Origin of the sequence: Arboricoccus pini (assembly GCF_900187945.1) — a bacterium.
In the GTDB taxonomy this organism is placed as follows: domain Bacteria; phylum Pseudomonadota; class Alphaproteobacteria; order Geminicoccales; family Geminicoccaceae; genus Arboricoccus; species Arboricoccus pini.
Genome location: NZ_FYEH01000001.1, coordinates 420,792 through 441,761 on the forward strand (window position 1 = coordinate 420,792; position 20,970 = coordinate 441,761).

General features: G+C 63.4%; 25 protein-coding genes. 11 read left to right on the plus strand and 14 right to left on the minus strand.

Annotated elements, in window-relative coordinates; all coding sequences use genetic code 11:
• Window positions 1–3: 3 nt before the first annotated feature.
• Window positions 4–990 carry a bifunctional riboflavin kinase/FAD synthetase gene (locus CFB17_RS02000; RefSeq protein WP_088559705.1) on the minus strand — a complete coding sequence of 329 codons (987 nt, stop codon included), beginning with the start codon at window positions 988–990 and terminating at the stop codon, window positions 4–6.
• 204 nt (window positions 991–1,194) lie between these two features.
• Between CFB17_RS02000 and CFB17_RS02005 the strand changes: the two genes are divergently transcribed.
• On the plus strand, window positions 1,195–1,758 hold the full coding sequence (locus tag CFB17_RS02005) for a nitroreductase family protein (protein WP_165769372.1): 564 nt from the start codon (window positions 1,195–1,197) through the stop codon (window positions 1,756–1,758).
• A gap of 10 nt (window positions 1,759–1,768) precedes the next feature.
• Here the strand turns inward: CFB17_RS02005 and CFB17_RS02010 are convergent, their stop codons facing one another.
• From CFB17_RS02010 to CFB17_RS02045, 8 genes are all read right to left on the minus strand, one after another.
• Window positions 1,769–2,536, minus strand: a complete 768-nt coding sequence (locus CFB17_RS02010) for a 5'-methylthioadenosine/adenosylhomocysteine nucleosidase (RefSeq protein ID WP_088559707.1) — start codon at window positions 2,534–2,536, stop codon at window positions 1,769–1,771.
• A gap of 191 nt (window positions 2,537–2,727) precedes the next feature.
• Window positions 2,728–3,864 (minus strand): PDC sensor domain-containing protein, encoded by a 1,137-nt coding sequence (locus tag CFB17_RS02015; protein ID WP_088559708.1) that lies wholly within the window; start codon window positions 3,862–3,864, stop codon window positions 2,728–2,730.
• Between the two features lie 80 nt (window positions 3,865–3,944).
• Window positions 3,945–4,358 carry a metallopeptidase family protein gene (locus CFB17_RS02020; RefSeq protein ID WP_088559709.1) on the minus strand — a complete coding sequence of 138 codons (414 nt, stop codon included), beginning with the start codon at window positions 4,356–4,358 and terminating at the stop codon, window positions 3,945–3,947.
• Window positions 4,359–4,463: 105 nt separating this feature from the next.
• Window positions 4,464–4,937, minus strand: a complete 474-nt coding sequence (locus tag CFB17_RS02025) for a F0F1 ATP synthase subunit B family protein (protein WP_088559710.1) — start codon at window positions 4,935–4,937, stop codon at window positions 4,464–4,466.
• 5 nt (window positions 4,938–4,942) lie between these two features.
• The gene (locus CFB17_RS02030; RefSeq protein ID WP_088559876.1) at window positions 4,943–5,563 is read right to left on the minus strand and encodes a F0F1 ATP synthase subunit B family protein; all 621 of its coding nucleotides are present in this window, start codon (window positions 5,561–5,563) and stop codon (window positions 4,943–4,945) included.
• Between the two features lie 74 nt (window positions 5,564–5,637).
• Window positions 5,638–5,862: an ATP synthase subunit C family protein gene (locus CFB17_RS02035; RefSeq protein ID WP_088559711.1), complete on the minus strand. Its 225-nt coding sequence runs from the start codon at window positions 5,860–5,862 to the stop codon at window positions 5,638–5,640.
• 81 nt (window positions 5,863–5,943) lie between these two features.
• Window positions 5,944–6,669, minus strand: a complete 726-nt coding sequence (locus tag CFB17_RS02040; RefSeq protein WP_088559712.1) for a F0F1 ATP synthase subunit A — start codon at window positions 6,667–6,669, stop codon at window positions 5,944–5,946.
• A gap of 65 nt (window positions 6,670–6,734) precedes the next feature.
• Window positions 6,735–7,064, minus strand: coding sequence for an AtpZ/AtpI family protein (locus tag CFB17_RS02045; protein ID WP_243389669.1), 330 nt, complete (start codon window positions 7,062–7,064; stop codon window positions 6,735–6,737).
• Between the two features lie 169 nt (window positions 7,065–7,233).
• Here CFB17_RS02045 and gpt point away from each other — a divergent pair, with 169 nt between their 5' ends.
• Window positions 7,234–7,722 carry a xanthine phosphoribosyltransferase gene (gene gpt / locus CFB17_RS02050; RefSeq protein WP_088559878.1) on the plus strand — a complete coding sequence of 163 codons (489 nt, stop codon included), beginning with the start codon at window positions 7,234–7,236 and terminating at the stop codon, window positions 7,720–7,722.
• Here the strand turns inward: gpt and CFB17_RS02055 are convergent.
• Both CFB17_RS02055 and CFB17_RS02060 read right to left on the minus strand, forming a co-directional pair.
• A complete protein-coding gene (locus tag CFB17_RS02055; RefSeq protein WP_088559713.1) occupies window positions 7,719–8,540 on the minus strand; it encodes a VOC family protein in 822 nt (273 codons plus the stop codon). The two genes, gpt and CFB17_RS02055, sit on opposite strands and share 4 nt — an antisense overlap.
• A 115-nt stretch (window positions 8,541–8,655) precedes the next feature.
• Window positions 8,656–9,798, minus strand: a complete 1,143-nt coding sequence (locus CFB17_RS02060; RefSeq protein ID WP_088559714.1) for a CobW family GTP-binding protein — start codon at window positions 9,796–9,798, stop codon at window positions 8,656–8,658.
• A gap of 119 nt (window positions 9,799–9,917) precedes the next feature.
• On the opposite strand from CFB17_RS02060, the gene CFB17_RS02065 reads away from it, so the two are divergent.
• The 8 genes from CFB17_RS02065 (at window position 9,918) to CFB17_RS02100 (ending at window position 17,304) form a co-directional block, all read left to right on the plus strand.
• A complete protein-coding gene (locus CFB17_RS02065) occupies window positions 9,918–11,012 on the plus strand; it encodes a CobW family GTP-binding protein (RefSeq protein ID WP_088559715.1) in 1,095 nt (364 codons plus the stop codon).
• Between the two features lie 3 nt (window positions 11,013–11,015).
• Window positions 11,016–12,065, plus strand: a complete 1,050-nt coding sequence (locus tag CFB17_RS02070; protein ID WP_088559716.1) for a WD40 repeat domain-containing protein — start codon at window positions 11,016–11,018, stop codon at window positions 12,063–12,065.
• Between the two features lie 7 nt (window positions 12,066–12,072).
• Window positions 12,073–12,951 (plus strand): alpha/beta fold hydrolase, encoded by an 879-nt coding sequence (locus CFB17_RS02075; protein WP_165769373.1) that lies wholly within the window; start codon window positions 12,073–12,075, stop codon window positions 12,949–12,951.
• Between the two features lie 24 nt (window positions 12,952–12,975).
• Window positions 12,976–13,746, plus strand: a complete 771-nt coding sequence (locus tag CFB17_RS02080; protein WP_088559718.1) for a class I SAM-dependent methyltransferase — start codon at window positions 12,976–12,978, stop codon at window positions 13,744–13,746.
• A 144-nt stretch (window positions 13,747–13,890) separates the two neighbouring features.
• Entirely contained in the window at window positions 13,891–14,280 is a 390-nt protein-coding gene (sdhC, locus tag CFB17_RS02085; protein ID WP_088559719.1) for a succinate dehydrogenase, cytochrome b556 subunit, read from the plus strand.
• Window positions 14,281–14,292: 12 nt separating this feature from the next.
• The gene (gene sdhD / locus CFB17_RS02090) at window positions 14,293–14,676 is read left to right on the plus strand and encodes a succinate dehydrogenase, hydrophobic membrane anchor protein (RefSeq protein WP_243389670.1); all 384 of its coding nucleotides are present in this window, start codon (window positions 14,293–14,295) and stop codon (window positions 14,674–14,676) included.
• A gap of 6 nt (window positions 14,677–14,682) precedes the next feature.
• Complete coding sequence (gene sdhA / locus CFB17_RS02095) at window positions 14,683–16,476, plus strand: succinate dehydrogenase flavoprotein subunit (protein WP_088559720.1); 1,794 nt, start codon at window positions 14,683–14,685, stop codon at window positions 16,474–16,476.
• A 48-nt stretch (window positions 16,477–16,524) separates the two neighbouring features.
• Window positions 16,525–17,304 (plus strand): succinate dehydrogenase iron-sulfur subunit, encoded by a 780-nt coding sequence (locus tag CFB17_RS02100; RefSeq protein ID WP_088559721.1) that lies wholly within the window; start codon window positions 16,525–16,527, stop codon window positions 17,302–17,304.
• A 128-nt stretch (window positions 17,305–17,432) separates the two neighbouring features.
• On the opposite strand, the gene CFB17_RS02105 is transcribed toward CFB17_RS02100, so the two are convergent.
• Together CFB17_RS02105 and CFB17_RS02110 are read right to left on the minus strand one after the other, a co-directional pair.
• A complete protein-coding gene (locus CFB17_RS02105) occupies window positions 17,433–18,287 on the minus strand; it encodes a lysophospholipid acyltransferase family protein (RefSeq protein ID WP_088559722.1) in 855 nt (284 codons plus the stop codon).
• Between the two features lie 5 nt (window positions 18,288–18,292).
• A complete protein-coding gene (locus tag CFB17_RS02110) occupies window positions 18,293–19,075 on the minus strand; it encodes a GNAT family N-acetyltransferase (protein ID WP_088559723.1) in 783 nt (260 codons plus the stop codon).
• A 254-nt stretch (window positions 19,076–19,329) separates the two neighbouring features.
• Here CFB17_RS02110 and CFB17_RS02115 point away from each other — a divergent pair, with 254 nt between their 5' ends.
• A complete protein-coding gene (locus CFB17_RS02115; protein ID WP_088559724.1) occupies window positions 19,330–19,848 on the plus strand; it encodes a GNAT family N-acetyltransferase in 519 nt (172 codons plus the stop codon).
• A 20-nt stretch (window positions 19,849–19,868) separates the two neighbouring features.
• Here CFB17_RS02115 and CFB17_RS02120 read toward each other — a convergent pair whose 3' ends face one another.
• On the minus strand, window positions 19,869–20,879 hold the full coding sequence (locus CFB17_RS02120; protein WP_165769374.1) for an aldose epimerase family protein: 1,011 nt from the start codon (window positions 20,877–20,879) through the stop codon (window positions 19,869–19,871).
• Window positions 20,880–20,970 lie beyond the last annotated feature (91 nt).

Here is a 20,970-nt window from a genome sequence, read left to right on the forward strand (position 1 = left end):
CGTTCAGCCGGCGATAATTCGCCCCTTCCCGGTGCCGAGCGAAGGAGGGGCCGCACAAAGTGCCGCTCGCGCGTTCGCACAATCGCGTGCCATTTGTTGGATCAAGGCGTCGATGTCGGCAAAATATTCCTCGCCCCTCAGCCGCGCGACGAATTCCACTTTCATCCTCAGCCCGTAAAGGTCGTAGCGACCATCCAGGATATTTACCTCAAGTCGACGGTCATTGCCATCGAAGGTGGGGCGTGTGCCCAGGCTGCAGACGCCATCATACCAGAGAAGCCCGTCTGGCCACTGCACGCCCGCTCGTACGGCATAGATGCCGTTGGCGGGCAGCAGGGTCTTGCGTCCGACCGCCTGAATGTTGGCTGTCGGATAACCCAGCTCGCGGCCCCTGGCATCGCCGTGCACGACGATGCCGCCCGTGCAGAAATTGGCTCCCAGGAGCGCGTTGGCGTCGGCAAGGTTCCCGGCGAGTAGAAGCTTGCGGATCAGGGTCGAGGACGCCAGCTGGCCGTCCAGCTCCACCCCATGCACGCTCTGGACGGCAAAGCCCATCTGGCGGCCAAGCGTGCTGAGCTGCGCCATGTCGCCCGAGCGGCGATGGCCGAAACAGAAATCGTGGCCAGCAGCCGCGGCCCTGATGCTCAGGAGGTCGACCAGGATCTCCTTGGCAAACGCCTCGGGCGCCTGGCTCATCAGCCGGTGGTCGAAGGGCAGGGCGATCAGCTGCTCGACGCCCAGTTCCTCCATCAGTCTTACCTTGCGGGCAAAGGTCGTGAGCCTGGCCGGCGCTCGCTCAGGCGCCAGCACCTCGCGAGGATGTGGCTCGAAGGTCAAGACGCCCAAGGGGACGCCCAGCCGGCGCGCGGCTTCACCGGCCGCGGCGATGACCGCGCGGTGACCGATATGGACGCCGTCGAAATTGCCGAGGGCCAGACTGGCGCCACGGGCATTTCCGGGCAATGCTGCAAAACGCCTGTGGATCTGCATGGGCGCCCTTCTTTCATGGCGCCTGCCCGCTTGTAAAGCTCTCGAACGCGCAGCCCCTCGGCCGGGTGGGGCCTGTCCCTGGATCCGAGCCCATGGCGCGCTCGCCGGCAAGCCGCCCTCTTGCCGGGTACACCCCCGATCTGCCAAGCCGCCACTTAAAGAGAGCGGCAAGATTGCTGCTTTTGCATCGACCAGGAGACCATGATGGATGCCATCCTCGCCCTGACGACCCGCATGACGGTACCGCAGGCCATGATGCACGCACCCGGCCCGTCCGCGGACCAGCTCCGCCAGATCTTGGAGGCCGGCCTGGCTGCGCCCGATCACGGCCGGCTAAGGCCCTGGCGCTTCCTTACCGTAAGCGGGGAAGGTCGAGCGGCGCTGGGCGATCTGCTGGCAGAGGCCGCTGCCCGCATGCCGAACGTGGCTGCGGCCGATATCGAGAAGCAACGTCAGGCACCCAGTAGAGCACCCCTCATCATCATCGTCCTCACCGATATTCGGCGGGAAAACACCAAGATTCCGGCGATCGAGCAGTTCGCCGCGGCGGCGGCTGCAGCACAGAACATGCTTGTTGCCGCCCATGCCCTGGGATTTGCCGGCAAATGGTCAACCGGCCGCAACGCCGAGGATCCTTTGATCCGCGAGCGGCTCGGCGTCGGCGACGGCGACCATATCGTCGGGTTTCTCTATATTGGCAGCGCCGACAAGCGTCCGCCGGCGCAGGAGCGGCCGACGATCGAATCTTCAGTCAGTGCCTGGCCCTGAGCTGTGGTGCTCAGTTCAGGAGACGCTCGAGTGCCGGCAGCAGCCGCCTAAGAATAAGGGCGGAACTTGCGGCCACAGCGTCGACAAACGCGTTGAAATCATGGCGCGACGAGGTCCCGGCAAGATCGGACAATGCACGGATGTCCAGCCAATCGACGCCCATCGCCTCGCAGACTTGGGCCAGCGCACCGCCCTCCATCTCCACCGCTGCTCCGCTCAATTCGACATGGAGTCGGCGCCGCGTCGTCTCGCAATGGATATATTGGTCGCCTGAAAGAATGGGCGCCGTTACGATCCGCGCCGGCCGGCCCAGCCCCCCTGCCGCCGGCGGCAGGGCCGGCAGCGTGAAGCCCTTAAGTTCCCGGCGGACCAGCTCCAGGAGGTGCGGATCGGCTGGATAGCCCAATCGCTCGGTCGGATTGAAGAACGGGACGTGGCCTGCCTGATAGGTACGTAGTCGGTCATTCTCGATCCAGCCGGCGTCATGCTGGATGGTGCGATCGGCAATGACGATGTCGCCGATCGCGAGGGCAGGATCGAGCCCGCCGGCGACGCCGCTGAAGATGACGAGCTTGGCCTGAAATCGGTCGACCAGCAGTGTCGTCGCCATGGCCGTGTTGACCTTGCCGATCCCTGCACCCACGAGCACGACAGGCGTGGCATCGAGGCGTCCGGTTAAAAAGTGCAGCGTGCCGATCTCAAGCCTGCTGATCTGGTCCAATCGGCTAGCCAGGTGCTCGAGTTCGTGTGGGATGGCGCAGAGTACGGCGATGGTCATTGGCCTCTCCATACGGGATACGGCTATTTGCCAAAGAGGAGGGCAAGTCGTCGAGAGCGGCCGGCATGGCGGGGACGAGCATGTCAGGCTTGGCGATGGCCCCGGCAGAGCCCGGGTGATGCGAGTTGGGGAGCGATCGTCGCAAGATTGCGCCTTACGGACGGTAGGCGCGCAGCCTCCGCAGATGCGTGTCAGCTCAGGTCGTTCGGGCCAAGCCGGGAGCGCTGCTGGCGCTCGATGGCTTCGGCCAGATGATCGACATGCCGGGCCAGGTCGACGAGCTCCCGCACGCCGTGGATCCGTCCCACGCGCGAAGCGAGATAACGGCGCTCCAGGGCATGCGTCGTCGCCGCGATGCGTAAGATAGGCGCGCGTAGCGCAAGCTGGGCCATGACAAGACCCAGGGTCATGGCGATGACGGTAATAAGCGTCGATGCGATGAGCGTCCGGTAGAATATCAGGTGCACCGCATTGAAGATCTCGCCGATCGGCGCGTCCGCCACGAGCCATAAGGGCCCTGACGCGAGCTCGATCTTGATGAATGCGTAGGCGAGGTGCGACCTGTCGGCATGTCGTGTCGAGATTACGCCCTGGCGGCGCGGATCGGCCATGAGGCTCATGACGAGGTCGGGGGGCGGGCGGCGTCGGTCGTCGTCCAGACCGGGTGTCGAAGCATTGCCGACCAGGATACCATTCGCGTTCCAAAGGGTCAGTTGCAATAACGGCAGGCCCAGGCCAAGACTCAGCCGGTCGAGCAGTTCATCGAGATCTACCCTCCCAGCGATACCATAGCGCGGATTGCGGTCATGCTCGTCGGCGGGCAGCCAGGTGGCAAAAGGCAGAATCGGTCGGCCTGTGACGCGACCTAACGTTGGCTTGCCCAGCACAGGGCCCTGGCTCTCTCGCGCGGTTAGAAAATAATCCCTATCACCGACATTGACCGCCTCGGACAGCGGTGGGTAGCCGCAGAGCATGGTGCCGTCGACATCGAATATGAACAGACCCGAAAGGGGGGTAAAATCGCCGCGTATCCGCGCTATCCGCGCTATCCGCGCATCGCAATCTTCCGGTGAGACCGACAGCAATTGCCGGTCACGCGAAACCGCGTCCAGTAGGCCCAGGAGCTTGGACACCTCGCTCTCGAAGAGAGCGCTCGCGCGAACGAGTCGCTCGTTCATGGCCTGAACCGCATCCCTCGTCATGACATCCCTGGTTTCCACGGCCGACCAGAGGAGTGCTCCAGTGAGCGGCAGCGTCGAGCAGGCGACAAGCAGGAACAGCCAGCCGCGCAGACCCAGGAATTCGAAAAAGCCCAGAAGGCGGCTCATGGAAGACACTCGGTGGTCTAGGTGTAAATACCTGGTACACCGTGAGCCAACGTTTCACAAGAAAATATTCCCATATACCTTCAGCCTTCTGGATCGCCCTCCTCAAGGCGCCGCGCCGCCGCTTCGTCCATGCCGAAGTGATGACCGATCTCATGCGTCAGCACATCGAAGACGACGTCGCTAATCGCGCTGCCGCGCTGACACCACTCGAACAGAATCGGCTGGCGAAAGAGATAGATCATGTCGGGCTCGGAACGGGGCAGCCGCGAGCCGTCGCCATGGCCAAGTGGCACGCCCGCATAAAGGCCGGTGAGATCGAGCGGGTCATCCAGGCCGAGCTCGGCCAGCTGCGCCTCCTCGGGCCACTCCTGGACGCGGACGGGGATCGTGCGGATCAGCGCTTGAAAGGAGGGTGGGAACGAATCGATGATCGCTGTCGCCATTGCCGCTAGATCGTCGGTGCTTGGCGGTAGAAGGTCGCCGCGGTTCGTCATTGGCCTGCCTCATCGCGCATGCGGCACAATTTGCGCCTGCCCCGGGTAAAGAAAAAGCCCCGTCTCGCTCTGGCGAGGCGGGGCTTTGGAGGGCGGACTTCGCTCTCAAGCAAGCTTGCGCTGCACCTCGGCGATGGCGTCGGCCATCAAACGGTTCGCCTTGGCCTTGTCCAGATTCTGGCCGATCAGCTCGCGGGTCGCCACGATCGCCAAATTGGCGGCCTGACCCCGCAGGTCTGCCAGTGCCTTCGCTTCTTCCTGGGCGATCCTGTCCAGTGCCTGCTGCGTGCGCCTTTCGCTCATCCCCTCGAATTCCAGCCGCAGCTTGACTTCGAGACGCTGGCGTTCCGCCTCGGCGTTGGCGCGTATCTCACGCGCCAAGCCCTCGCCATCGCTCAATTGCTGCTGATAGCGCGCGAGCAGAGCCTTGGCCTCCTCATGGAGACGCTGCGCCTCATCGAGATCGTGTCGGATGCGTTCGGCACGGGCATCGAGCGCCCCGATAACGCCCTTCTTTACCGGCCGCCAAAGCACGACGACCATGATGACGAAGGCAATGAAGAGCCACAAATATTCCATGGCGCCTAGGCTCCTCTCAACCTGTCGACGGTGGCCAGTGCATCGGCCTCGCTGACATCGATGCCGGCCAGGCGCTTGACCGCCGCGCGCGTCGCGTCCGCCGCAACGCTGCGTATCTCCTGCAGCGCGGCCAAGCGTGCCTCCTCGATGCGCTCCTCGGCCGAGCGGATGCGGGCGCCCAACTCAGCATCAAGCTCCGCCTGGCGCTTGGCGAGCCCGCTCAGGACCTCTTCCCGCGTCCGCTCAATTTCTGCTGAGGCCTTGCTGCGCGTGTCGGCCAGAAGGTCCTCGTAGCTCTGCAGCGCCTGGGCCGCCTCCGCACGAAGTTGGCCGGCGCGGTCGAGGTCCGCCGTGATGCGCGCGTGGCGCGTCTCCAGCGTCTCGGCGACGCGCGGGAGTGCCTTGCGACTCAAGAGCCAATAGAGAAGGACGAACGCCACGATGAGCCAGAAGATCTGACTGGCGAACGTCGCGGGATTGAGCTGCGGCAAGCCACGGCTCGCGTGTTCCCCTTCGGCCACGTCCTCGGCCAGCGCCGCCGGCACGAATGCGGCGGCACTCAGCGCCGAGCCCAGGCACGTGGCGAAGATTCGGCTGGTCCTTAGACCGCGTACCAAATTGATCATGCCTTTAGCCTCGATGCTGGCAGGATGGATCGACGTGCCCGCGGCTGGGCCGCCGGACACGTCACCCAACCAGATCAGGCGAAAAGGATCAGGAAGGCGATCAGGAGGGCGAAGAGGCCGACCGCTTCCACCAAGGCGAAGCCGATGATGGCATAGGGGAAGACGCGCTGCTGGACCGAGGGGTTGCGGCCGACGGTCGAGATCAGCGTTGAGAAGATGTTGCCGATGCCGAGGCCGACGCCGAACAGGGCGAAGGTCGAAAGGCCGGCACCAAGCAGGCGGGTTGCTTCAGCGTCCATGAGGTATCTCCTCGCATTAATAAGTCGAAGGGGGTGGGTGAAAGGGCTGCCGTCCGGAGCGCCTCGCGGCGCAAGCTGGCCTCAGTGCATGTGTAACGCGTCGTGCAGATAGAGGCAGGTCAGGACAGTGAAGATGTAGGCCTGGATGATCGCAATCCCGATCTCGAAGGCCGTCAGGACGGCGACCATGAGCAAGGGAGCAATGCCGAAGATACCCATGAGGCCGATGAAGCCGACGAACACCGCCATCATGGTGTGGCCGGCCATCATATTGGCGAAGAGACGTACGGAGAGGCTGATCGGCCGCACCAGGTAGGAAAGGATCTCGATCGGCACCATGATCGGTATCATGAGCTTGGGCGCGCCCGGCGGCACGAAGAAGTGCAGGAAATGCGTGCCGTGCACCATAAAACCTACCACCGTCACGCCGATGATCACGCATACGGCCATGAAAAAGGTGACGATGATGTGACTGGTGAAGGTGAAATGCCCGGGGATCGGCAGCATGCCCACGAGATTGCCGATCAGGACGAACATGAAGAGGGAGAAGATGACCGGGAAGTAGCGCATCCCCTCCTTGCCAGCGTTGTCGCGGACCATGCCAGCCACGAACTCGTAGCCGAGCTCCACGATCGACTGCAGCCTGCCGGGCACCAGGGCACGCTGCCGGCTGCCCGCCATGACCAGCCCGTAGGCCAGAAGGACCGTGATCAGCATCCAGAAAGCAGAGTTCGTGAACGAGAGGTTCAGGCCGCCGATCTGAATCCCGAGCAACGGGACGATGTTGAACTGATGCAGCGGATCCAAGCTTCCCTCCCGGTGCAGGCCGGGCCGCCCAAGGCGCCCTGCGATGCGTTCTACAATCTACGTGGTCAGGGCTCGTCCTTCGTGTTCGCCGTCTGCTGCAGGTGCCGATAGGCGTTCAACAGCCCAGCCGCACCACCCAGCACGAACAACACGATCGACAGCCAAGGCCGCGTGCCGAACCATGAATCAAGGCCATAGCCGATGAGAGCGCCGACGCCTACGCCCGTCAGGATTTCGATGCCCGCCTGGAGCCCTTGGCCCCATCCGGAGTTCTTGGCCCCGCTGCCGGAGCCTTTTCTTGCGTCTGGCCCTTTGTTCATCTTGGCCAGCCGCGCATCAAAATCGTCGAACGAAGGCGGTTTATCGTTGCCCGTCATCACCCTGACCTCGGTCATCCGTGTTCATGCTCGTCACCACGAAGCCCAAAGTCAAAGCGCGCGAAACCTATGTAGGGGGTGCTGCCCTGTCAAGCTAACGAACGCTTCATGAAGGCGGTGCGACAAGCTTGACATATCCTGCGCCCACCTGTCTTGAACCGCTAGGTGTGCGATCTGGCAGGTAATGATGAGCGATCGGCCGCTGCGCTATTTTCCGGTCTCCTGGGACCAGCTTCACCGCGACGCCAAGGCTCTGGCTTGGCGCCTGGCGGAAAAGGGGCCGTTTACGGGCATCGTCGCCGTGACGCGAGGAGGGCTGGTCCCTGCCCATATCATCGCCCGCGAGCTAGATATCCGGCTGATCGACACGATCGGCATCAGCTCCTACGACGACACCCAGCAGCGGGAAATGGTTGTCCTAAAGGACAAGGAGGGCGACGGTGCCGGCTGGCTCGTGATCGACGACCTGGTCGATACCGGCAAGACCGGTCGTGTCATCCGCGAGAAACTGCCGCAGGCGCATTTCGCCACAGTCTATGCCAAGCCCTCCGGCCGGGCGGTCGTCGACACCTTCGTGACCGAGGTGAGCCAGGATACCTGGATCCTCTTCCCCTGGGACAGTGAGCCGCAATACGCTCAGCCGATCGCCGCCACCCGCGGCCGGGCCGCGGACTAGAGCGCCTCGAGGCGGACCCTGACGCCCGAGGGATCGCAAAGCTCCGCGCCGTTAGCCGCCAGCAGGCCCGGGGCCAGGCGGATCGTGACGAAATCCAAACCTTGCGTCATCGGCGCCACAGCGCGCGGTCGGCTGCGGCGGTTCCAGGCATTGCCGGCCAGATGATGATGATAGCCATCGCGCGCCAGGAAGACGGCATGCGGATAGCGCGCCATCAGGCTCATGCCCAGGCGATCACCATAGAAGTCGCGAATCGTCTCCGGATCGACGCTCTCCAGGTGGACATGACCCATGTCGGTGCCGGCGGGCAGCGGTGCCGCTCCCGGGTGCCCGGTGGCGCTCATCAGCCCCTCCACATCGAGGCGCTTCGTCGTCATGCTGAAACGCCCTTGTTCGTCATGCCAATCGGCACGGGGGCGATCGGCATAGATCTCGATGCCGTTGCCCTCCGGATCCTGGAGATAGAGCGCTTCGCTGACATGATGATCGCTCAGGCCGTCCAGGCCGATCTTTGTCTCGATGAGGTACCGCAGTACGGCCGCCAGCGTTCGTCGATCCGGCACGCGGAGCGCAAGGTGGAAGAGGCCGGCCTCCCGCTGGTCGCGGGTCGCACCCTTCACCTCGCGCAGTACGACGAGTGGTCGCCCGCCCGCGCCAAGGACGCGCGATCCGTCCTGGTCTGGCAGCCGGCGGAGCCCGAGCGTCTCGTAGAAGTCAGCCACGCGCGCTAGATCTGCCACAACGAGGCCGACTGGCCCCAGTGCCATGCTCTGTCCGGTCGACGAATCAATGCCCGGGTGCCCATCCATCGTGTCCATGCGCCGCCGGCCTCCTTGCAGCAACTCGTGAGCCTCGAAAATTGGCGCCCTATCGGCTCGGGGCTAGAGCTTGTTCCGGCAACAAATTGGCGCTCTTCACGGACTGGGCCGCGCCTCAGGCGACCGGCTCGAACATGCCCGAGGCATCGACGGTCAAGAGGGCATCCAACAGCTGCTCGATGACGGCGGGCTCGATGTCTCGCGTAATGAAGACGAGCCTCGTGTCGTGATCGTCGGAAGGCCAGGCATCCAGTTCGATCGGCGAATGGACGACATGCTGGACCGCGTGCACCACGAGCGGCCGTTCTGGCGTTTCGGCGATGTGCAAAATGCCCTTCATCCTAAGGAGGTCCGGACCGCGCTGCGCCGTCAGGAGATCGAGGAACAGGCTGACTGCGCCGCCGGCAAGGGGCTTTTGCCGGCGGATGGTGAAGGCGCGGATGCGGGCATCGTGGCGGTTAGGGTCGTGCGCATGCTGATGCATCTCTTCATGATGGCCGTGATGGCCCTCATGGTCATCTTGGTGATGGTGCAAATGATTGCCATGATGATGCGGGTGGTGCGCATGTCCGGCCGCATCATCGTCATGCGCGACTTCGCCCAGCCAGCGTTCAACGTCGGGGCTCTTGGTCCGAGGATTCCAGGGACCGACATTAAAAAGGTTGTCGGGCTCGACCACGCCCTGGGCAACCATGGACAAGGGCGCGTTCGGATTAAGGGCCTTGAGCCTAGCCTTCAGGGCCTCGATCGTCGCGGCATCCGCCAAGTCCGCCTTGGTCACGAGCAGGCGATCGGCCACGGCGGCCTGTTTGACCGCTTCGATCTGCGCATCGAGGGTCGACATGCCATTCACGCCATCGACCAGGGTGATCACGCCTTCAAGGCGGAAGTCATGCTCGACCACCGGGTCGTTCATCAGCGTATGCAAGATGGGAGCGGGATCGGCCAAGCCCGTCGTCTCGATCAGAAGACGGGTGAAATCCGGCACTTCGCCCTTGATGCGACGGATATTGAGCGCTCGCACCGCACGCGAGAGATCGCCGCGGATCGTGCAGCAGAGGCAGCCGCCCTGCATCTCAACGACGTCCTCCGACGATTTCTCGACCAGTTCATGATCGAGCCCGATCTCGCCGAACTCGTTGATGATCACGGCGGTGCGCTGCATGCCTGGATGGTGCAGGAGATGGTTGAGAAGCGTCGTCTTGCCCGCGCCCAAAAAACCCGTGATGACCGAGATGGGGATGCGGCTGTCGTTCATGGTACCTATCTCTTGAGCCAACGCTGTCGGCATCTTACCTGTAAGACCGACATTCACGTTATAATGTAACACTTTCCGGGCGGTCAGCAACCGGACCCCTGCGGAGACCTCGAGCACCCATGTCGACCGAGCCCAATGCCATCGCGCAAATCCCTGTCACCGTCCTTACCGGCTATCTGGGCGCGGGCAAGACGACGCTCTTGAACCGTATCCTCACCGAGGAGCATGGCAAGCGTTATGCCGTGATCGTCAACGAATTCGGAGAAGAGGGTATCGACAACGACCTCGTCGTGGACGCCGACGAAGAGGTCTTCGAGATGAACAATGGCTGCATCTGCTGTACCGTGCGCGGCGATCTCATCCGCATCATCTCCGGCCTGATGCGCAAGCGCGGCAAGTTCGATGCGATCTTGATCGAGACCACGGGCCTGGCTGCTCCGGCGCCGGTGGCGCAAACTTTCTTCATGGATGCGGAAATCGCCGAGAAATCGAAGCTCGATGCGATTGTCACCGTGGCGGACGCGAAGTTCCTGGGCGAACGCCTGCAGGACAGCCCGGAGGCCAAGGAGCAGATTGCCCTTGCCGACATCGTGCTTCTCAACAAGGTCGACCTCGTCGATGGCCCGTCGCTGGAGGAGCTCAAGAAGCGCATCCGGGCGATGAATCCTTATGCCAGGATCATTCCGACCGAGCGGTGCCAGGTCCCTCTGGACGAGATTTTGGGCAAGGATGCCTTCTCGCTTGAGCGCGTCCTCGAGCAGGAGCCGCATTTCCTGGAAGACGACGAGCATGATCATGACCATCATGACCATGACCACCATCATCACGAGCACGAGCACGAGCACGAGCACGAGCACGAGCACGAGCATCATCACCACGATGAGCCGAGCAAAGGGCTGCGCCATTATCACGACGAGGAAATGGACAGCCTCTCGCTGAAGGCCGACACGCCGCTCGATCCCGAACGGTTCATGACCTGGTTTCGCGAGGTGTTGGCGAGCGACGGGCCGGCGATCCTGCGCTCCAAGGGCATCTTGGACTTCAAGGGCGAGAGCAGGCGCTATGTCGTCCACGGCGTACACATGCTGATGGAAGGTGACTTCATCGGTCCTTGGCGGGAGGGCGAGACCCGCCAGTCGCGCCTTGTCTTCATCGGCCGTCATCTCGACAAGGATCGGTTGACAGCCGGCTTCAACGCCGCTGTGGCAGGCTGAGCGATGCGCCAGCTTGGCGAACGCCGCGCGCTTCTGGACGATCGCGGGGTAAGGTTCGCGCTGGGCGAATTCGTCGTCGCCAGCGCATTCACGCGTGATGGCCGCAAGGGCGCATTTGCTTTGGCGGATGGGACCTTGCGACTGTTCGATTCGGAGCGGCCCGAGCAACTCCAGGTGTTCGAGGCGCACGCTGGCGATAGCTGCCTTGCCCTGACGCCCGATCTCGTCCCAGCCGGACTGCTCTCGAGCGGCGACGACGGCAGGCTCCTGCGCATCCTGCCTGACGAGGGAGGCGCGCCGCGGGCGCAGGAACTGGGCGCCTGGTCTGGCAAGTGGATCGAGCATGTCGCGGTCGGCGAGAAGAACCGCCGGCTGGCCGTGGCCGTCGGCAAGTCGGTCGAACTGCTCCATCAAGACGGACAGCTCCTGCAGAGCCTGCCGCACAACTCGACGGTGACGGGCGTGGCCTTCGATCCTTCAGGCCAGCGCCTTGCCGTCTCTCATTATGGCGGCATCACGTTGTGGATTTCCTACAAGGATGGCTGGAAGCCGACGCCCCTTGCCTGGAAGGGCTCCCATATCGGCGTCACCTGGAGTCCCTCCGGCAAGTTCATCGTCACCTCGATGCAGGAAAACACGCTGCATGGCTGGCGGCTGGCCGACAAGAAGGACATGAACATGCGGGGTTATCCCGCCAAGGTCCGCTCGATGTCGTGGACGTTGAAGGGCCGCTTCCTCGCAACCTCAGGCGCTGATACGGCGGTCCTTTGGCCCTTCAAGGCCGAAGACGGCCCCATGGGCAAGGAGCCGACGACGCTTGGCATGGGCGACGACCTGGTTTCGATCGTAGCTGCCCATCCCACCCAAAATCTGCTGGCGATGGGTTATCGCGACGGGTCCGTCCTCCTGGGTCGTATCGACGAGGGCGATTTCCTGCCCGTCCGCCAGCCGGGTGGCGCCGCCGTGAGCTGCCTTAGCTGGTCGCATGACGGCCGCGTTCTGGCGATCGGCGCCGAGGACGGCTTCGCGGCGCTGCTCGGCCTCGGCCGATAGCGGGCGCATGGCGCGCGGCACGTTTACGGCCGGCGCCCTGACGTTCACGCATGGGAAACATCGCTACGACGTCCGTCAGTTGAGCCGTGGCAGCGGCCCTGTCTGCCTGCTGCTGCCGGCGCTGAGCAGCATCTCGACCCTCGATGAGATGCTGGGCCTGGCCGAACGATTGGGCTGGCGGGGACGGCTCCACCTTGCCGACTGGCCGGGCTTTGGCGTCACGCCCGCACCGGCAGCGCCCCTCAGCCCCGATCTTCTCCATCGCTACATGGCGGCGCTCCTGGAAAGCCTGGATGCGCCGCCGCTGGTCATCGCCGCTGGGCATGGCTCAGGCTATGCCTTACATGCCGCCCAGAAGGGACGCCTGAGGCGGCTGGCGATGCTGGCCCCTACTTGGCGCGGCCCACTGCCCACCATGATGGGCGGCCGGCATCCGTTGCAGTCGCGGATCCGGCGCGCGATCGAGCTGCCCGTCCTGGGCCAACTTGCCTACCGTCTCAACCTTTCACCTCCAATCGTGCGGCGTATGCTCCAGGCGCATGTGATGGGCGATCCGGCGGCCGTCACACCCGCTTACCTGGCCGGCCGTCGTCCCGTCATCGTTCGCCGCAACGCCCGCTTCGCGACCGCGGCCTTCGTTACCGGCGCGCTCGATCCGTTTCGCACGCGGCGGGACTGGCTGAGGGCGGCAGCGGCGGTCAATATCCCGCTGCTTGCCATTGCCGGAGGGCATGGTCCACCGCGCTCGCAGGCCGAGATGGAGGCTCTGGCTGCGGCGGGCATCCCCACGCGGTGGCTGCGGTCGGGGAGGCTGGGGTTGCACGAAGAGCTCCCAGCCGAGGTGGCCGCTCTGCTGCGGCCTTTTCTTGCGGCGGATGAATCTTGAAGCTTAAGGATTAGGGCAGGCACCATGATCGACTATGCCAAAGAGCGTCGTTTCGCCTCGACGGTGGATCTCTATCGCCGGTATCGCCCGCGCTATCCACAGGCTTTTATCGGCGGTCTCGTCGAGGAACTGGCACTCTCCGCCGCTGACACGGTCATGGATCTGGGCTGTGGGCCGGGCTTTCTCGCTGTGGCGATCAAGCCGTTTGTCGGGCATGTCATCGCCGTCGACCCCGAGCCCATGATGATCGAGGCAGCGAGGTCCGAGGCTGAAGCCGCCGGCGTCACCCTCGAATTGGTCGAGGGCGGTTCGGCCACGCTCGAGCCCGGGCCGGTGCTGCTCTCGGCCGTCCTGATGGGACGCTCCTTCCACTGGATGGATCGCGAGGCGACGCTGGCCCGGCTGGAAACGATGGTCGCGCCGTCGGGTGCCGTTGTCCTTTGCCAGAGCACTGCCCGTGGCGGCGACTGGACAGAGGCCGTGGCAGCCGTGCGCGAGGCCTTCGCCAATGATCCGGATCATCCAAGAAAGCGAGGGCAGCATGATCATGAGGCGGTGCTGGCCCGCTCGCCATTCAGCGTGATCGCGAAATTCGCAATCGAAGATGCGGACCGGGTGGATGTCGAGGACATTGTCGGCCAGGCCCTGACGATGTCCTCGACCTCACCCGACAGGCTGGCGGAGCGGCGGCCCGCTTTTGAGGCGGCCATCCGGGCGGCCGTCGCCCCTTTTGTCCAAGATGGGTGCCTTGAGCGAGCCCATACGTTCGAGGCGATCATCGCGCGCCGCCCCTGACCCAGCCTGCCCGGCATGTGTCAGGTTGGGGACTGCGTTGCGCACAAGGGGGGTGCTACCCCTGGTCGCGGCTTTGGAATTGCTCTATCTCGCGGTGCAGCAGGCCAACGCAGGAGCGGCCATTAGTCGCGGGAGCTGAACCAGATGGCAATATCCAAGAGCCGCCCGCTCTCACCGCATTTGTCGGTTTATCGGTGGTATCTGACGATGGCGCTCTCGATCGCCCATCGTGCGACCGGCGTGGCGCTCTCGGCCGGTCTCGTCATCATCGCCTGGTGGCTCCTGGCCCTGGCCGGTGGTGCCGGCAGCTACGATCTGGTTCAAACGGTCATGCACAGCATCCTGGGCCAGATCGTCCTCTTCCTCTGGACCTTTGTCTTGTTCTTCCATGCGGCGAATGGGCTGCGTCATCTCTTTTGGGATGTTGGCTACGGCTTCGACAAAACTGTGGCCCACAAGAGCGGCATTGCCGTCATTGCCGCCGCCACGGGCCTCACGATCCTCGTGTGGCTGATCTCGTTCATCGTCGCCTGAAGGAACTGGCTCATGGCAACAGGACGCAACCCGCTGGCCATGCAAATGGCGCGTGGTTCCTCGCGCGAAGGCGTCGGTCACTGGAAGCTGCAACGCCTGACCTCGATTGCGAACCTTATCCTCATCGTCTGGTTCGTCATTTCGGTGCTGGCCCTCTCGAACGCCAATTATGCCGAGACGCGGGCTTGGCTCGCCGCACCTTCCAACACGATCCTTATGATCCTGCTGGTTATTTCGACCTATATCCATGCCCCCCTCGGGCTGCAGGTCGTCATCGAGGATTATGTCCATCACGAGGGGGCCAAGATGGCGGCCCTGGCCGCGATCAAGCTATTGGCCGTCGGTTTGGCCGTGGCGTCGCTGGTTGCCATCCTCAAGGTTTCGCTCGGGAGCTGAACGTCCGTGACTAGCGCCACCTATCCGATCACTGATCATTTCTTCGACTGCATCGTCGTCGGTGCCGGCGGATCCGGCCTCAGGGCCGCCGTCGGCATGGTGGAGGCGGGTCTGAACGTCGCCTGCATCAGCAAGGTCTATCCCACCCGCTCGCATACTGTGGCGGCCCAGGGCGGCATCAATGCCGCGCTTGGCAACATGAACGAGGATAGCTGGCGCTTTCACATGTACGACACCGTTAAGGGGTCGGACTGGCTAGGCGACCAGGATGCGATCGAGTACATGACGAAGGCCGCCCCGGCCGCCGTCTACGAGCTCGAGCATTATGGCGTGCCGTTCTCCCGGACCGAGGAAGGCAAGATCTACCAGCGCGCCTTCGGCGGTCAGTCGGTCAATTTCGGCAAGGGCCAGGCCTATCGCACCTGCGCTGCCGCCGATCGTACCGGCCATGTGATCCTGCACACGCTCTTCCAGCAGGCGCTTCACCACAAGGTGCAGTTCTTCAACGAGTATTTCGCGCTCGATCTCCTGATGGACGAGGACGGCAGCTGCCTTGGCGTCATCGCCATGTGCATCGAGGATGGCTCGATCCATCGCTTCCGCTCGCACGAGACGGTGCTGGCGACCGGCGGCTATGGTCGCGTCTATTTCTCCTGCACCAGTGCCCATACCTGCACGGGCGACGGCAACGCCATGGTGCTTCGCGCCGGCCTGCCGCTGCAGGACATGGAGTTCGTCCAGTTCCACCCCTCTGGCATCTATGGCGCGGGCTGTCTGATCACCGAGGGGGCCCGTGGGGAAGGCGGCTACCTCACCAATTCCGAGGGCGAGCGCTTCATGGAGCGCTATGCCCCCTCCGCCAAGGACTTGGCCTCGCGCGACGTCGTCAGTCGGGCCGAGACCATCGAGATCAACGAGGGCAGGGGTGTCGGCCCCTTGAAGGATCACATCCATCTCCACCTCGAGCATCTGGATCCCAAGCTCCTGCACGAGCGGCTGCCGGGCATTTCGGAGACGGCCCGGATCTTCGCTGGCGTCGACGTCACGAAGGAGCCGATCCCGATCGTGCCGACCTGCCACTATAACATGGGTGGCATCCCAACCAACTACCGGACCGAGGTGGTCACGCGCGACGGCGACAATCCGGACAAGGTGGTGCCGGGCCTGATGGCCGTGGGCGAGGCCGCCTGTACTTCCGTACATGGCGCTAACCGCTTGGGCGGCAATTCCCTCATCGATCTCGTCGTCTTCGGGCGGGCCGCCGCCCACCGGGCGGCGGAGCTGGTGACACCCGGCGCCTCGCACAAGCCTTTGCCCAAGGATGCGGGGGAAGCCTCGGTCGCCCGTGTCGATCGCGTGCTGCACAACAAAGGCAGTCTTTCGAACGGCGAGATTCGCTTGAGCATGCAGCGTACGATGCAGCGTTATGCCAGCGTATTTCGAGACGGGCCGCAACTTGCTGAGGGCGTGAGCTCGATCGGCGAGGTGGCCAAGAGCCTGGCTGATTTGCGGACGAGCGATCAGAGCCGGATTTGGAACAGCGATCTCGTCGAATCGTTGGAATTGCAGAATTTGATGATCCAGGCCGTGGGCACGATGAATTCCGCCGCTTATCGCACCGAGAGCCGCGGCGCCCATGCGCGCGAGGATTATCCCGACCGTGACGACAAGGACTGGATGCGGCACACGCTGGCCTGGGTCGACACGTCCTTCGAGACCCGCATCAGCGACCGGCCGGTGCATATGTACACGCTATCCAATGAGGTCGAGCCGATCCCGCCGGCCAAGCGGGTCTATTGAGGCCGATGCGCGTTCAAGGGCCGTCCTTCGTGGCAGGAGCAAGAGATCATGGTTGAGTTCGCGTTGCCCAAGAACTCGCGAGTCGAGCGCGGCAAGGAGCATAAGGCGGGCCATGGCGGGACGAACCTCAAGCAGGTTCAGGTCTATCGCTACGAACCCGAGGACGGGAAGAATCCGCATGTCGACACGTTCGAGATCGATCTCGACAAGTGCGGACCGATGGTCCTGGATGCCCTGATCAAGATCAAGACCGAGATCGACAGCTCCTTGACCTTCCGCCGATCATGTCGCGAGGGGATCTGCGGCTCTTGCGCGATGAACATCGACGGCCACAACACGCTGGCCTGCACCAAGGCTATCGGGGAGGTGAAGGGGCCGCTCAAGATCTATCCCCTGCCGCATATGCAGGTAATCAAGGATCTGGTTGTCGACTTCACCCAGTTCTGGGCGCAATACGAATCGATCCAGCCCTGGCTGCAAACCTACACGACGTCGCCGGAGAAGGAGCGCCGCCAGAGCCCTGACGACCGGCAGAAGCTGGATGGGCTTTATGAGTGCATCCTTTGCGCCTGCTGCTCGACGAGTTGTCCGTCCTACTGGTGGAACAGCGACAAATATCTGGGACCGGCTGCTCTGCTGCAGGCCTATCGCTGGATCGCTGACAGTCGCGACGAGGCCACTGGCGACCGGCTGGATGAGCTCGAAGATCCATTCAAGCTCTATCGCTGCCATACCATCATGAACTGCACGAATTCCTGCCCGAAGGGACTAAATCCGGCCCAGGCGATCGGCAGCATCAAGCAGATGATCGCTGAGCGTAAAACCTGAACAATAGTTCAAAATTGCTTGCGGGACCCGCGGCCTGCGTCTATAAGTCCCAGCCAACGAGGCATAAGCCCACACACGCAGGTCCGATCTGAGAGGGAGGCTACCTTAAGGGCAGCCTCCTTATTTTTTTATGCGTGCGACGGCCAGTGTCCATCGATCCTGTCCTGGTCGGGCAAGCTGTCGCGCACTGGCAGCGTAGGGGGTGGGGATAGACCGTTGCCGGCAATGATCGCCTGCATCGTTTGCCGGAGATGCGGACCCAATTGCTTGCGCGCGATCGGCATGTCCGAGAGGGTCGCCGGCGAGAAGACGATCTCTGCCTCCATCCCGGGCAATTTCAGTAGCCGCCAAAGATGTGCGACCAGAGTCGCATCTCCCCACCAGGCATAGTAATCGGCGTCTCGGCCGACGATCGGCCGGCCATCCCTGAAACGGCGAAAGCAGAGCGTGATCGGCTGAATCGCGATCGTTCGGCCGACGACGCCAACCTCCGCTACGGACAGAAGCGAGGTCTTGATGGGCAGGACCGACAATCCGTCCGAGCTCGTGCCCTCGCCGAACAGGACGAGATCGTGGCCAGCCTCCAGCCTATCGGCGATCTGGTCCCGCTGCCGGCGTGCTTCGCGCCAGTGCCGGCGGACGAAGAGGGTGTCGGTCAGCTTGGCGAGCATGCCAAATAGCGGCCAGCCCGCGACCTCGGACTTGGCGATAAACGGCGCATCGAGACAGGTGGCGATGCATGGAATATCGATATAAGAGAGGTGGTTCGCGACATAGAGGGTTGGCAGCCCAGTGTATGGGCGTCCCGACCGCCGGAGCCTGATGCCCAGGATCCAAAGCGTGCTGGCGCTCCAGCCCCGCCTGATCTTGCGGCGCGCGGTCGGTCCCAGGGGGCGGGCCAAGCTGTAGATCGCCAGCAGCGCAAGAGTGATCGTGACGAAGCCGATGGCCCGACCTATTGCGCGGGGGAGGCTCTCGCGCATGGCGGTCAGGCGGCAGCCGTCGCTGTCAGCGACGGCTGATAATGTCGAAGATAGCGTTCGTCGATCTGCTGGGTAGGCAGAATCACGCAGACATCGATCGTGTTGAATTGTTGATCAAGAACAGCACCTTCGCCGATCATGGCGCCGACGCGCAGATAGCCCCGCAAGAGCGGCGGCAACATGCGCTGTGCCCTGTCCGGCAGGTAATTGTCGGCGGCAAAGGGCTCATGGGCGACGCGGCATTGACTATGCGCGTGCGGCCGAAGGGGCAGCGGCGCCAGATGATGCTCGTGTAGATAGCGGATTTGCGGGGCCACTCGCGCAATGTCGGTCCCAGGCAGGCTGGCACAGCCAATCATGAGGCCGATCTCGTGTGTTTCAAGATATTCAGCGATGCCGCGCCAGAGAAGCTGCATGACCGTCCCGGTCCTGTAGGCCGCGTCGACGCATGAGCGTCCGAGTTCCAGGATCTCGCGGCGCCGCGAGGCCAGCACCGAGAGGTCATATTCCGCGGCGCTGTAGAATTCGTTGACGTCGCCGACGACGGTCCGGCGTAGCATGCGATAGCAGCCGATGACGGTTGAGCGGCCGCTCGAATGGTCGAGGACAACCAGATGGTCGGCCAACTCGTCGAATCGATCGACGTCCAGGCGGCGAGCTGCCGTCGTCGCATTAGCGACCGCACCCATCTCCTCGAAGAATACCCGGTAACGTAAAGCCTGTGCCTGCCGGAGTTCGCTCGCACTCTCGGCCAGCCGCACTTCGAGATTCGTGGTCGAAGTCGTCATGGCGCTTCCTGTCGACGCTCATGGTAGGGCGCGGTCATCATCCCGCTTATCGAGGTCCTCTTTATCCCCGCTAGACGAGAAGTCCTCGCTCGCGAGCGCTGCTTAAGGACTCTCAACGGCCGCTTCTCGACGGCAGCATGACGATTTTATGATGGTGCCTCCATGAAGCGAGCGCTGCAAGCACATGTCACCCAAGGTTGACCCTGCGGCCCCGTTGGAGTGAGATACTTGCATGGCCAAGGAGGGGATCGGTGATGTGGCGGGCTACCGCACCCACGAGCGATCTAGTGATTAGGCGAGCGCGGGCGCTCGACGCCGCTGCCTTGGCACAGGTCCAGGTGCAGAGCTGGCGCGAGACCTATAATGGTTTGATGCCGCAAAACTTCCTGGATGGCCTGTCGGTGACGGCGCACGAACGGCAATGGCGCCGTTCGCTCGGTGCTCGGGGCTGGGCCTTCATCGCCGTCTGGCAAGGGCAGATCGTGGGGCTTGCGAGCGGTGGCCGCTGCCGGGCCAGCAAGATCTTCAGCGGTGAACTCTACGTTCTATATCTGCTCCGTAGCGTCCAGGGGCGGGGAATAGGCCGTGCCCTTTTCGACGCGACGCACTTCGAGTTGGCGAGGCGTGGCTATGCCGACATGATGATCACGGTCCTGGCCGACAATCCGGCGCGAGGCTTCTACGAGCATCTGGGCGGCGAACTGGTCGGGGAAACCCAGTGCATGATCGGCGGCACCACGCTCCGGGAAGTCGCCTATGGCTGGCCAGCCTGAGCAAGGCATCCCGACGAATTTCAGCCACTGTAGCTAAAGCGCCACTCCATGCGGTGGCGATAAATTTCGCCTGGCCGAAGGATGGCGTCTGGAAACTCTGGATGGTTGGGCGCATCGGGAAAGCGTTCGGTCTCAAGGCAAAACCCGCTGCGTGCGCCATAATGGCTGCCACCGCGTCCAGGAACGTCCAACATCAATCCGGCATAGACCTGAACCCCGGGCTGATCAGCCCACACTTCGAGCGACCGCTTGCTGGCCGGGTCGCGCAGCAGCGCCACGGGGCGAAGGCCTTCACCGCTGACGACGAAGCAATGGTCCAGATTGGGCGGCCCCGCATGGTCGAGTGGACGAATGGTCTGGAAGTCGAAGGCCGTGCCGCTCACGGGTAGAATGCGTCCAGAGGGAATACCCTCGGCGTCCACCTCGACATAGCGATCGGACCATAGTTTCAGTTCATGATGATTGATCGCACCTTCCCCTGCCAGATTCCAATAGGCGTGATTGGCGATGTTGATGGGAGTGGGCGCGTCACACGTCGCCTCGATGTCGATTCGCACCACGTCCGCATCGTCCAGGCTGTAGGTGCAGCCGATCCGACAGGTGCCCGGATAGCCGGCGTCGCCGTCCGGCGAGAGCAGACGGAGATGCGCCGCGTTCGCCGCCGAGTCGATCTCGATGGTCCAATGCTTGTGGCTGAAGCCCAACACGCCACCGCCATGGAGATGGTGCCGGCCTCCCTCGTTGCGCGGCAGATCGAGTTCCCGGTCGTCCAGGCGGCAGCGTCCATGCGCGATACGGTTGGCGAAGCGACCGACCGTCGCTCCGAGGCTGCCCTCTCTGATCGCGTAGTCCGATGGCGCATCGAAGCCCAGCGCCAACTGCACGCGCTCGCTGCCTTGCGGCACGCTGAGATATTGCAGTGTGCCGCCAAACGACAGAACGCCCAGTTCAAGGCCGCGATCATTGGTAAGAAGGGCACGCTGCACCTGCAACCCCTGCACGGTTCCAGCGTTCTCAAGCGTGACGGGCATGGGCTTTCCAGGCTTGAAGCGGCAAATGACGAATGACGAATGTAGCAAGGCCCGGCCCGAGCCTGAAGAGCGACTTGGGTGGGGCACGGCT

What these genes read in the sequence shown, in the direction of transcription:
- CFB17_RS02120 (WP_165769374.1), bottom strand. Translation starts at nt 20,879, where the DNA reads ATGCCCGTCACGCTTGAGAACGCTGGAACCGTGCAGGGGTTGCAGGTG.
- CFB17_RS02100 (WP_088559721.1), top strand. Translation starts at nt 16,525, where the DNA reads ATGGTTGAGTTCGCGTTGCCCAAGAACTCGCGAGTCGAGCGCGGCAAG.
- CFB17_RS02110 (WP_088559723.1), bottom strand. Translation starts at nt 19,075, where the DNA reads ATGACGACTTCGACCACGAATCTCGAAGTGCGGCTGGCCGAGAGTGCG.
- CFB17_RS02015 (WP_088559708.1), bottom strand. Translation starts at nt 3,864, where the DNA reads ATGAGCCGCCTTCTGGGCTTTTTCGAATTCCTGGGTCTGCGCGGCTGG.
- CFB17_RS02060 (WP_088559714.1), bottom strand. Translation starts at nt 9,798, where the DNA reads ATGAACGACAGCCGCATCCCCATCTCGGTCATCACGGGTTTTTTGGGC.
- CFB17_RS02080 (WP_088559718.1), top strand. Translation starts at nt 12,976, where the DNA reads ATGATCGACTATGCCAAAGAGCGTCGTTTCGCCTCGACGGTGGATCTC.
- CFB17_RS02105 (WP_088559722.1), bottom strand. Translation starts at nt 18,287, where the DNA reads ATGCGCGAGAGCCTCCCCCGCGCAATAGGTCGGGCCATCGGCTTCGTC.
- CFB17_RS02035 (WP_088559711.1), bottom strand. Translation starts at nt 5,862, where the DNA reads ATGGACGCTGAAGCAACCCGCCTGCTTGGTGCCGGCCTTTCGACCTTC.
- sdhD (WP_243389670.1), top strand. Translation starts at nt 14,293, where the DNA reads ATGGCAACAGGACGCAACCCGCTGGCCATGCAAATGGCGCGTGGTTCC.
- CFB17_RS02065 (WP_088559715.1), top strand. Translation starts at nt 9,918, where the DNA reads ATGTCGACCGAGCCCAATGCCATCGCGCAAATCCCTGTCACCGTCCTT.
- sdhC (WP_088559719.1), top strand. Translation starts at nt 13,891, where the DNA reads ATGGCAATATCCAAGAGCCGCCCGCTCTCACCGCATTTGTCGGTTTAT.
- gpt (WP_088559878.1), top strand. Translation starts at nt 7,234, where the DNA reads ATGAGCGATCGGCCGCTGCGCTATTTTCCGGTCTCCTGGGACCAGCTT.
- CFB17_RS02115 (WP_088559724.1), top strand. Translation starts at nt 19,330, where the DNA reads ATGTGGCGGGCTACCGCACCCACGAGCGATCTAGTGATTAGGCGAGCG.
- CFB17_RS02045 (WP_243389669.1), bottom strand. Translation starts at nt 7,064, where the DNA reads ATGACCGAGGTCAGGGTGATGACGGGCAACGATAAACCGCCTTCGTTC.
- CFB17_RS02025 (WP_088559710.1), bottom strand. Translation starts at nt 4,937, where the DNA reads ATGGAATATTTGTGGCTCTTCATTGCCTTCGTCATCATGGTCGTCGTG.
- CFB17_RS02020 (WP_088559709.1), bottom strand. Translation starts at nt 4,358, where the DNA reads ATGACGAACCGCGGCGACCTTCTACCGCCAAGCACCGACGATCTAGCG.
- CFB17_RS02070 (WP_088559716.1), top strand. Translation starts at nt 11,016, where the DNA reads ATGCGCCAGCTTGGCGAACGCCGCGCGCTTCTGGACGATCGCGGGGTA.
- CFB17_RS02005 (WP_165769372.1), top strand. Translation starts at nt 1,195, where the DNA reads ATGGATGCCATCCTCGCCCTGACGACCCGCATGACGGTACCGCAGGCC.
- CFB17_RS02000 (WP_088559705.1), bottom strand. Translation starts at nt 990, where the DNA reads ATGCAGATCCACAGGCGTTTTGCAGCATTGCCCGGAAATGCCCGTGGC.
- CFB17_RS02055 (WP_088559713.1), bottom strand. Translation starts at nt 8,540, where the DNA reads ATGGACACGATGGATGGGCACCCGGGCATTGATTCGTCGACCGGACAG.
- CFB17_RS02075 (WP_165769373.1), top strand. Translation starts at nt 12,073, where the DNA reads ATGGCGCGCGGCACGTTTACGGCCGGCGCCCTGACGTTCACGCATGGG.
- CFB17_RS02010 (WP_088559707.1), bottom strand. Translation starts at nt 2,536, where the DNA reads ATGACCATCGCCGTACTCTGCGCCATCCCACACGAACTCGAGCACCTG.
- CFB17_RS02030 (WP_088559876.1), bottom strand. Translation starts at nt 5,563, where the DNA reads ATGATCAATTTGGTACGCGGTCTAAGGACCAGCCGAATCTTCGCCACG.